Origin of the sequence: uncultured Arthrobacter sp. (assembly GCF_902805515.1) — a bacterium.
In the GTDB taxonomy this organism is placed as follows: domain Bacteria; phylum Actinomycetota; class Actinomycetes; order Actinomycetales; family Micrococcaceae; genus Arthrobacter_D.
In genome coordinates, this window is the sequence record NZ_CADCTE010000098.1 from 1 (window position 1) to 10742 (window position 10742).

A 10742-nucleotide genomic window follows, 5' to 3' on the forward strand; every position below is an offset into this window, starting at 1 on the left:
CGCGTTGCATCGAATTAATCCGCATGCTCCGCCGCTTGTGCGGGCCCCCGTCAATTCCTTTGAGTTTTAGCCTTGCGGCCGTACTCCCCAGGCGGGGCACTTAATGCGTTAGCTACGGCGCGGAAAACGTGGAATGTCCCCCACACCTAGTGCCCAACGTTTACGGCATGGACTACCAGGGTATCTAATCCTGTTCGCTCCCCATGCTTTCGCTCCTCAGCGTCAGTTACAGCCCAGAGACCTGCCTTCGCCATCGGTGTTCCTCCTGATATCTGCGCATTTCACCGCTACACCAGGAATTCCAGTCTCCCCTACTGCACTCTAGTCTGCCCGTACCCACCGCAGATCCGGAGTTAAGCCCCGGACTTTCACGGCAGACGCGACAAACCGCCTACGAGCTCTTTACGCCCAATAATTCCGGATAACGCTTGCGCCCTACGTATTACCGCGGCTGCTGGCACGTAGTTAGCCGGCGCTTCTTCTGCAGGTACCGTCACTTTCGCTTCTTCCCTACTGAAAGAGGTTTACAACCCGAAGGCCTTCATCCCTCACGCGGCGTCGCTGCATCAGGCTTGCGCCCATTGTGCAATATTCCCCACTGCTGCCTCCCGTAGGAGTCTGGGCCGTGTCTCAGTCCCAGTGTGGCCGGTCACCCTCTCAGGCCGGCTACCCGTCGTCGCCTTGGTGGGCCATTACCCCGCCAACAAGCTGATAGGCCGCGAGTCCATCCAAAACCGCAATAAAGCTTTCCACCACCAGACCATGCGGCCGGCAGTCATATCCAGTATTAGACCCGGTTTCCCAGGCTTATCCCAGAGTCAAGGGCAGGTTACTCACGTGTTACTCACCCGTTCGCCACTAATCCACCAGCAAGCTGGCTTCATCGTTCGACTTGCATGTGTTAAGCACGCCGCCAGCGTTCATCCTGAGCCAGGATCAAACTCTCCGTAAATGCATTACAGACACAACAAGCACCCCCGGGAAAACGGGAACACCTGCTGCACAAAATTCGAAACCAGCCAAAAAAACCAGCCCACCACACGAACGTGCGGCAGACCAGCCAATTCAACCAATCAAAAAACAATCGGTATCAACAAACTTGGCACACTATTGAGTTCTCAAACAACAGGCACTACCGGCACCAAAAACCCTGCAAAACCAGGACCCCATCGCTCCGGAGCAACTTCACAAGCTTACCCGCACCAGCCCATCCCCGCAAATCGGCTGGTTTCCACCGTTCCGGCTGTTTCCAGCTGGACCCCCATCCGGCTGGATTCTGGGATCGACAGATCCCGTTCCCAACCGTTCTTGTGGTCGCCATCCGACCGAGAACTTCGATCAGCGCGGATATAAACACTAGCACCCTTGAGGGCTGAATGTAAACCTCCGCCGGACCTCGAGGAGGTCCGGCGGAGGCTGGATGAGCAGTTACGCCTTGGCACTCTTGGGTGCCAGGTACAGCACACCCAAGGGGGGAACGCGCAGATCCGCGTGCGCGGGCTGGCCGTTGTGCCCACCCTCGACGGCGGTGATTGCGCCGTTCCCGACACCGGATCCACCGAACTGCTCTGCGTCGGTGTTGAGGACCTCGGTCCACTCCCCCGCCCAGGGCAGGCCGACGCGGAAGCCCTCGTGCGGGCCGCCGGCGAAGTTGGCGATGCAGACGAGCGGGTTGCCCTGGTGATCCCACCGGATGAAGGAGAGCGTGTTGCGTCCGCCGTCGTTCTCATCGATCCACTGGAAGCCGGCCGGCTCGTTGTCCCGCGCGTACAGCGCCGGGGTCTCCCGGTACACCGTGTTGAGCGAGCGCACGAGTTCCTGCACACCGCGGTGCGGCGGGGTGTCGCACAACCACCAGTCGAGGCCGTGCTGTTCCGCCCATTCGGACTCTTGGGCAAACTCCGAGCCCATGAAGATCAGCTGCTTGCCCGGGTGGGCCCACTGGAAGGCTAGGTAGGCGCGCACATTGGCCAGCTGCTGCCAGCGGTCCCCCGGCATCTTCCGCAGGAGGGAGCCTTTGCCGTGCACTACCTCGTCATGGCTGATGGGGAGGAGGAAGTTCTCGGTGTACGCGTACACCATTGAGAACGTCGCCTTGCCGTGGTGGTAGGACCGGTTGACCGGATCCTCCGCCATGTACTGGAGGGTGTCGTGCATCCAGCCCATGTTCCACTTCAGCCCGAAGCCCAGGCCACCGGCACTCGTGGGCCGGGTGACGCCCGGGAAGGCCGTGGATTCCTCGGCGATCATGACGATGCCCGGTGCCCGCTTGTACGCGGTGGCAGTGACTTCCTGGAGGAAGGAGATGGCCTCGAGGTTTTCCCGTCCGCCCAGGCGGTTGGGCCGCCACTGGCCTTCCTGACGCGAGTAGTCGAGGTAGAGCATCGAAGCGACGGCGTCGACCCGCAACCCGTCGATGTGGAACTCTTCAAGCCAGTACAGGGCATTGGCAACAAGGAAGTTACGCACCTCCCGGCGTCCGAAGTCGAAGATCAGCGTTCCCCAGTCCATGTGCTCGCCCAGGAGGGGATCGCCGTGTTCGTAGAGCGTTCCGCCGTCGAACTTGGCCAGCGCCCACTCGTCCTTCGGGAAGTGGGCCGGAACCCAGTCCATGATGACGCCGATGCCGGCTTGGTGGAGCTTGTCGACAAGGTACTTGAAGTCGTCCGGGTGCCCGAACCGGGACGTCGGCGCGAAGTACGACGTGACCTGGTAGCCCCACGAACCGCCGAACGGGTGCTCCGCGACGGGCATGAACTCGACGTGCGTGAATCCCTGCCAGGTGACGTACTCGACGAGCTGCTCCGCGAGGTCGCGGTAGCTCAGGCCGACGCGCCAGGAGGCGAGGTGCACCTCATAGACGCTCATCGGCCCGTTGTGCGGGTCCTTTGAGGCGCGTTCGGTCATCCAGGTGTCGTCTTCGAAGGCGTAGCGGGACTCGACGACGCGCGAGCCGGTCAGCGGAGGCACCTCGGTGCCGCGGGCCATCGGGTCGGCCTTTTCCCGCCAGTGCCCGTCGCTGCCGAGGATCTCGTACTTGTACACGGCACCGGCCGGGGCACCGGGGACGAAGATTTCCCACACCCCCGAGCTGCCGAGCGCGCGCATGGCGTTGATGCTGCCGTCCCAGCCGTTGAAGTCGGCCTTTACCCGCACGGCCCGGGCGCTGGGCGCCCAGACGGCGAAGGAGACTCCGTCGATCGCTCCGAGCACCGAGGAGTAGTGCCGCACGTGGGCGCCGAGCGCGGTCCACAGGGTTTCGTGCCTGCCCTCGGCAATGAGGTGCATGTCGATCTCGCCGAGGGTCGGGAGGAACCGGTAGGGGTCATCCACCAGCTGCGGTTCGCCGTCGTAGGCGACCTCGAGCCGGTAATCCGGGACGTGGCCAGGAGTTTCCGCGGCGACGGTCCCGACCCAGATGCCATTGTGTTCGTGCGTAAGTTCCGTGCGCCCGCTGCCGGTCACGACGACGACGGAACGCGCCAGGCGGCGCAGGGTGCGGATGGTGACAGTCCCGGAATCGTCGAGGTGCGCACCGAGCACCGCGTGCGGCTGGTGGTGGGTGCCGTCCGAAACGTGCTGCAGGACATCCTGCGGCACGGGGATGGGCGTGGGGTCCGCCGGCGGACCGGAAGGCGCAGGGGTGCTCTTCGGCGCGCCCGATGCTGCACCTCCGGCAACCGACGGCGCCGCCGCAGGAGGGGAAACCTGGCCGGTGGTGGAGCCGGCATTCGATCCGGTTCCGGTGGGGGCGGGCGGTGCGGCAGGGGGCTCGGCCGCGGCCCCGGGGGAACCGCCGGACACTGCGCCGGCCATGGCGCCGACGGGTGCGGCCAGGGACTGGCCGGTCAGGGCATGGCGGACGTCGCGTGCCGGCATTTCAACCCACTCGGGCCGGTTACGCAGTTCGTAGACCACCTCGTAGAGGGCCTTGTCGAGCCAAAGGGCCCGGAACAGCGGCGACACGGGGTCGACCTCGCGGCCCGCCTCGGAGGCATACCCGGCAAGGAACGCCGAGGTCGCCGCGGCGGCCCACTGCTCGCCGGCGAGTGCCTCCGGGGAGCCTTCGGGCGATGCGCCGCGGGACGCGGCAGCGTATTCGAGCGACCGGACCATGCCCACGACGTCGCGCTGCGGCACATCGGGGACGCTCCGCTCGGCGGTGGGACGCAGCGGTTCGCCTTCGAAGTCGAGCATGAGCCACGATCCGTCCGGTGCCCGCAGAATCTGCCCGAGGTGGAGGTCGGCGTGGATCCGCTGGAGGGCGGGCAGCACGTCGAGAGCGCGCACCTGGGCGAGGACGGCCTCGATCTCCTCGTTCAGCGGCCCGACGGCGGTGCCTGCCTCGGCCCAGGCCCACTCAATGCGCCGGGTGAGCGCCTCCTTGAAGGCCTCCTGCTCGGCGGCGGTGGCCTGGCTGCTGCCAAACGCGCTCTCGAGCTGCCGGTGAATCCGTGCCACGAGGGCACCGAGTTCGCGGGCCTCGACGCTGAAGTCGGTTCCCGCCGAGGCGGCCAGGGAGGCGACGCGCCAGGCGTCGGTGCTGCCCTCAATGAAATCGCGCAGCACGCTCAGGTGGCCGGTGACGTGATTTCCGGGCTCGGTGTTCGGCAGCTGCCATTCGCCGGTGACCCAGCCGAAGGTGGCGGGAACATCGGTTGAACCTTCGGCCGTCAGCCCCGCGCAGATGTCGACGTCGGGGCTCTTCCCCGCGGCGAGCACGCGGAAGAACTTCACGATCATTGAGGACGGTCCGGAACCGACGACAACCGAAGTGTTCGACTGCTCGCCCTTCAGCACCTTGATCGGCTGCTTCGGGGTGGGCTTCGGCAGGTTGTCGAGGGCCAGGCCCTTCACACGTCCGTCGGCGCTGGAACCCGAGACGCTCATCAGTTCGATCCAGGCGTCAACGAACGCCGGGTCGTGGGTGGCGTCGTAGACCCAGCGCCTGCCGAGTTCAGGGTGGTCGACCTGCCCGACGAGTCCGGAGGCCGCCTCCGGAAGGGGCTCCGCCCGGTAGCTGAGCGGGACGTGGACGACGTCGGTGCGGCGGCCGGAGCCGACGGCGAGGAAATTCACTTCGAGGGCGGCCTGGCCGGTCGGGTCGTCCAGGACCGTCCCACCGACAACGGTGAGCGAGATGTCCTTGCCGCGGGCTGGGAACCAGCGCTGTGCCGGGAGCCACTCGGTGAGGATTTCAGGAAGAAACGGTGTGTGGGTTCCCATTACTTAATAGCCTCCGGGATAGGTATGACGGGCAGCGCCTCCGTGTGGGGCGATGCACTGTTCGAGCTGGCCGAACGCAGCCGGAGCCAGTAGAAGGCATGGCTTCCAAGGGTCAGGGTGATGTTGCCGTCCTCCGCGAAGGCCGGGAAGGGCATTCCGCCGAAGAGGTCGCGCAGGCCCCTCCCGGCGAATTCGGGGAGGTGAAGGTTGGCTGCGACGGGGTGCTGGGAAAGGTTGAAGATGCAGAGCACCACTTCGGGACGCTCGCCTTCCGAGTTGCCCTCGTGGATCTCGCGGACGAAGGCCAGGACCGAATCCGCCTCGGTCGGCACGTTGCGGTAGTCCCCCAGGCCGAAGGCCGGGTGGGCACGGCGCACCGCCAGCATCTGGCGCATCCAGTGGAGCAGCGAACTGGAGGTGGCCAGCTGCGCCTCAACGTTGACGTGGTTGTAGTGGTACACCAATGACTGCACCACAGGCAGGTACAGCTTGCCCGGGTCGGCCGTGGAGAAGCCGGCATTGCGGTCGGGGTTCCACTGCATCGGGGTGCGGGAGGCATCCCGGTCCTCGAGCCAGATGTTGTCGCCCATGCCGATCTCGTCCCCGTAGTACAGGAACGGGCTGCCCGGCAGGGACAGCAGCAGGGCGTGGATCAGCTCCACCTCGGACCGGGAGTTGTCGAGCAGCGGCGCCAGGCGGCGGCGGATGCCGACGTTGGCGCGCATCCGGGAGTCCGGGGCGTACCAGCCGAGCATCGCCTCGCGTTCCTCGTTGGTGACCATTTCAAGCGTGAGCTCGTCGTGGTTGCGCAGGAAGGTCCCCCACTGGGCACCTCCCGGGATCGCCGGCGTCTCCTTCATCGTCTCGATGATGGGGGCGGCCTTCTGATCGCGCAGGGCGTAGAAAAGCCGCGGCATGATCGGGAAGTGGAAGGCCATGTGGCACTCCGCGCCGGTCTCGTCGCCGAAGTATTCGACGACCTCCTCGGGCATCTGGTTGGCCTCGGCGATGATGACGCGGCCCGGGTAGTTCTCATCGACCATCGCGCGCAGATCCTTGAGGAACTCGTGCGTCTTGGGAAGGTTCTCGCAGTTGGTGCCCTCCTCCTCAAAGAGGTAGGGGATGGCGTCCGCGCGGAACCCGTCGATGCCCTGGTCCAGCCAGAACCGCACCACGTTGTAGATCGCCTCGATCACCTTGGGGTTCTCGAAGTTGAGGTCCGGCTGGTGGCTGAAGAAGCGGTGCCAGAAGAACTGCCGGCGGACCGGGTCGAAGGTCCAGTTCGACTCCTCGGTGTCCACGAAGATGATGCGCGCGTCTTCGTACTTCTCGTCGGTGTCGCTCCACACGTAGAAATCGCCGTACGGGCCCTCAGGGTCGCGGCGGGACTCCTGGAACCAGTGGTGCTGGTCCGAGGTGTGGTTCAGGGGCAGGTCGATGATGACGCGCACGCCGCGGGCGTGGGCCTCGGCCACCAGCCGCTTGAAGTCGCTGATGGTGCCGAACTCATCGAGGACGTCGTAGTAGTCGGCGATGTCGTAGCCGCCGTCGCGCAGCGGCGACTTGAAGAAGGGGGGCAGCCACAGGCAGTCGACTCCAAGCCACTGCAGGTAGTCGAGCCGTTCGATCAGCCCGGAAAAGTCACCCGACCCGTCGCCGTTGGCGTCCGCGAATCCCCGCACCAGTACTTCGTAGAAGACGGCCTTGCGGTACCAGTGGGGGTCATGCGCAAGTCCGGGTGCATTGAGTTGGAAGGGGTTGGGCACTAGTGCTTCCTCCTGACATAAAGAATGTGTGCCGGTTCCACATGGGCGTCCAGCCTGACGTAGTTATGTTCTCCCCAGTTCCAGCTGGAACCGGTGAGGAGGTCGTCGACGCGGAACGTGCCGTCCTCGTTGCGGTCGCCCGGATCGATCGACAGGGCGTCGAGATTCAGGGAGACGGTGCTCTCGCGGGCGCTGTGAGGATCGACGTTCACCACGATGATGAGCGTGTCCTTGCCGTCCGCGGTCTCCTTGTGCTTGGAGAACACGACGGTCGCCGAGTCGGTGCTCGAGTGGACGGTGAGGTTCTCGAGGTCACCCAGGGCCGGGTGGGCGCGGCGGATCGCGTTGAGGCGGGTGAGGTACGGGGCGAGGGAACGGCCCTCGGCCTCGGCCGCCGCGTAGTCGCGCGGACGGTATTCGAACTTCTCATTGTCGATGTACTCCTCGGCGCCCGGGCGGGCGACGTGCTCGAACAGCTCGTAACCGGAGTACACGCCCCACAGCGGGCTCCCCATCGAGGCAAGCACCGCACGGATCTTGAAGGCCGCCGGGCCGCCGAACTGCAGGAACGCCGTGAGGATGTCCGGGGTGTTCACGAAGAAGTTCGGCCGGAAATAGGGCGCCGAGACCTTGCTGACCTCGGTGAAGTACTCCTCGATCTCTTCCTTCGTGTTCCGCCAGGTGAAGTACGTGTAGGACTGCTGGAAGCCGGCACGGCCCAGGGCGTGCATCATCGCGGGGCGGGTGAAGGCCTCGGCGAGGAAGACGACGTCGGGGTGCTTGGCGTTGACCTGCGCGATCAGCCACTCCCAGAACTGGACCGGCTTGGTGTGCGGGTTGTCGACACGGAAGATCTTCACGCCGTGGTCAACCCACAGCAGCACGATCCGCAGGATCTCCTGCGGCAGCCCGACCGGATCGTTGTCGAAGTTGATCGGGTAGATGTCCTGGTACTTCTTCGGAGGGTTCTCCGCGTAGGCGATCGAACCGTCGACGCGCGTCGTGAACCACTCGGGGTGCTCGGTGACCCAGGGGTGGTCCGGGGAGGCCTGGAGCGCGAAGTCGAGGGCGACCTCGAGGTTCAGCTCCGCCGCCCGCGCCACGAAGGCGTCGAAATCCTCGAAGGTGCCAAGGTAAGGGTGGATGGCGTCGTGGCCGCCGGCGGCCGAGCCGATCGCCCACGGCGAGCCGGGATCCCCCGGGGCCGCGGTGAGGGTGTTGTTCGGGCCCTTGCGGTGCGTTTCACCGATGGGATGGATCGGGGGCAGGTAGACGACGTCGAAGCCCATGGCCGCGACCGCGTCGAGGCGCTTGGCGGCGGTGCGGAAGTTGCCGGAGATCCACCGCGCGGCGGCGGCGTCATACTCGGCGCCCTCGGAGCGGGGGAAGAACTCGTACCAGGCCCCGCGTCCGGCCCGGTCGCGCTCCACCAGGATGGGGTAGGCCTCCGACGGGGTCACCAGGGAGCGGATCGGCTCGCGCTCGATCGCGTCGAAGATTTCGGGGGTGCTGCCGGCCGAGAGGCGTTCCTCAACGCTGAACGCCGTGTCCCCGAGGGTTGCGGCGGTGCGGCGGAACAGTTCGGCGTCGCGGGGGGAGCGGTCGGCGGCGGCCCGGGTGAACAGGGCGGCTCCTTCGGCGAGCATCAGTTCGACGTCGACGTTCGCGGCGATCTTCACCGTGGCGTCGTGGACCCAGGTCCCGTAGAGGTCCGACCAGCCCTCGATGGTGAAGGTGTTGAGGCCGACGGCGGTGGGGCGGAGCAGCCCCTGCCACCGGTCCAGGCCTGCGCCCACCGGTTGCAGCCGGATCCGCTGCACTTCCTTGCCCTCCGGGTCGTAAAGCACTGCCGAGACGCCCAGTTGGTCGTGGCCTTCGCGGAACACGGTCGCGCCGACGACGATATCCGCCCCGGGCACCGCCTTGGCAGGGAATTGGCCGCCCTCGACGACCGGGCTGACGCCCGTGATGGGGATGCGGCCGAACCGCAGCCCTTCCGCATACGTGCCTTGACGTGGTAGTTCGCTAGATAGGGTCACCCACAGCACGTTAGCGAGAATTCAGGCGAAATGCTAAGGGGGCTTTGCGTAACACTGCGGAATCTTCGGCGATTACGTAAGCGGTTACGCTTGCGCCTCCCCAGCGGAACGCAAGTGCGCTAGCGTAACCAAAGTGAAGGCAATCCGTAGATTTACAGTCCGAACCGTCCTCCCCGAAAGCATCGCCCCGCTGGGCAAGCTGGCGGGCAACCTGCGTTGGTCCTGGCATCTGCCAACAACGCGCCTGTTCGAGGACATTGACCCTGCGGCCTGGGAAGCGAGCAACCGCGACCCAGTGGCTTTCCTTGGCTCCGTGACGCGCGAGAGACTGCAGCACCTCGCAGCCAACGAGGAGCTCGTCGCCCGCATCCAGGAGCTCGGCGCCGACCTCGACAGCTACCTGGCCGAGCCGCGCTGGTACCAGTCACTCGGTGAGGACGCCCCCCGCTCCATCGCCTACTTCTCCCCCGAGTACGGCATCAGCGCCGTACTGCCCCAGTATTCGGGCGGCCTCGGGATCCTCGCCGGCGACCACCTCAAGGCGGCCTCGGACCTTGGGGTGCCCCTGATCGGCGTCGGACTGCTGTACCAGGCCGGTTACTTCATGCAGTCGCTCTCCCGCGACGCCTGGCAGCAGGAGACCTATCCGGTGCTTGACCCGGACGGGCTGCCCCTCACCATGCTCCGCGAGGAGGACGGCACGCCCGCCCGCGTGGTCCTCCCGCTGCCCAACGGGCGCCAGCTGATCGCACACATCTGGCGCGCCGACGTCGGCCGCGTTCCGCTGCTGCTGCTTGACTCCAACCTTCCCGCCAATGACGAGGCAGCGCGCACCGTCACCGACCGGCTGTACGGCGGCGGTGGAGACCAGCGCCTTCAGCAGGAACTCCTGCTGGGCATGGGTGGGGTCAAGGCGCTGCGCATCTTCCAGCGCCTCACCGGCGCTCCGGCGCCCGAGGTGTTCCACACCAACGAGGGCCACGCCGGCTTCCTCGGCATCGAGCGGATCCGCGAACTGATGGATTCGGCCAGCGAATCGCCCATGAGCTGGGAAGAGGCCCTCACCGCTGGCCGTGCCTCGACGGTGTTCACCACCCACACCCCGGTGCCGGCCGGAATCGACCGCTTCGAGCGGGCGCAGATCGAGCACTTCTTCAATGCGGGGCTGGCCCCGTCCGTGCCGACCGACAAGGTGCTGGCCCTGGGCGCCGAGAACTACGAGGGCGGCGACCCGGCCAAGTTCAACATGGCCGTCATGGGCCTGCGGCTTGCGCAGCGTGCCAACGGCGTCTCCAAGCTTCACGGCGAGGTGTCCCGCGGCATGTTCTCAGGGCTCTGGCCGGGCTTCGACACCCGCGAGGTACCCATCACCTCGGTGACGAATGGCGTGCACGTCCCCTCCTGGGTCGACCCGCTGATCGCCGACTTCGCCCGCGAGAACTTCGGGGCCGAATCGGTTCTCGACCAGCGCTGGGCCCGCGTGTACGACGTGGCCGACGAGAAGATCTGGGGGCTGCGGCGGAGCATGCGCTCCAACCTCGTCGACGACGTCCGCGGCCGCCTGCGCTCCTCCTGGAAGAAGCGCGGAGCCGCCGACGCCGAGCTGGCGTGGACCGATACGGTGCTCGACCCCGACGTGCTGACCATCGGCTTCGCCCGCCGCGTCCCAACCTACAAGCGCCTGACCCTGATGCTGCGCGATCCCGCCCGG

The 10742-nt window shown here is 66.1% G+C and carries 4 protein-coding genes and 1 rRNA gene; 1 reads left to right on the forward strand and 4 read right to left on the reverse strand.

Annotation, left to right across the window (positions count from 1 at the left end; genetic code table 11):
• From QZX79_RS08480 to QZX79_RS08495, 4 genes are all read right to left on the reverse strand, one after another.
• Positions 1-952, reverse strand: a 16S ribosomal RNA gene (locus QZX79_RS08480); the annotation flags it as partial.
• A 476-nt stretch (positions 953-1428) separates the two neighbouring features.
• Positions 1429-5226, reverse strand: a complete 3798-nt coding sequence (gene glgB / locus QZX79_RS08485) for a 1,4-alpha-glucan branching protein GlgB (protein ID WP_294567527.1) — start codon at positions 5224-5226, stop codon at positions 1429-1431.
• On the reverse strand, positions 5226-6992 hold the full coding sequence (treS, locus tag QZX79_RS08490) for a maltose alpha-D-glucosyltransferase (RefSeq protein ID WP_294567529.1): 1767 nt from the start codon (positions 6990-6992) through the stop codon (positions 5226-5228). The genes glgB and treS overlap by 1 nt, the downstream gene beginning before the upstream one ends.
• Entirely contained in the window at positions 6992-9031 is a 2040-nt protein-coding gene (locus tag QZX79_RS08495) for an alpha-1,4-glucan--maltose-1-phosphate maltosyltransferase (protein WP_294567531.1), read from the reverse strand. Before QZX79_RS08495 ends, treS begins: the two co-directional genes overlap by 1 nt.
• Positions 9032-9164: 133 nt before the next feature.
• Here QZX79_RS08495 and glgP point away from each other — a divergent pair.
• On the forward strand, positions 9165-10742 hold a 1578-nt coding region (glgP, locus tag QZX79_RS08500; protein ID WP_294567532.1), incomplete at its 3' end, for an alpha-glucan family phosphorylase.

Coding starts and splice junctions, on each gene's coding strand:
- glgB (WP_294567527.1), bottom strand. CDS start 5,226: ATGGGAACCCACACACCGTTTCTTCCTGAAATCCTCACCGAGTGGCTC.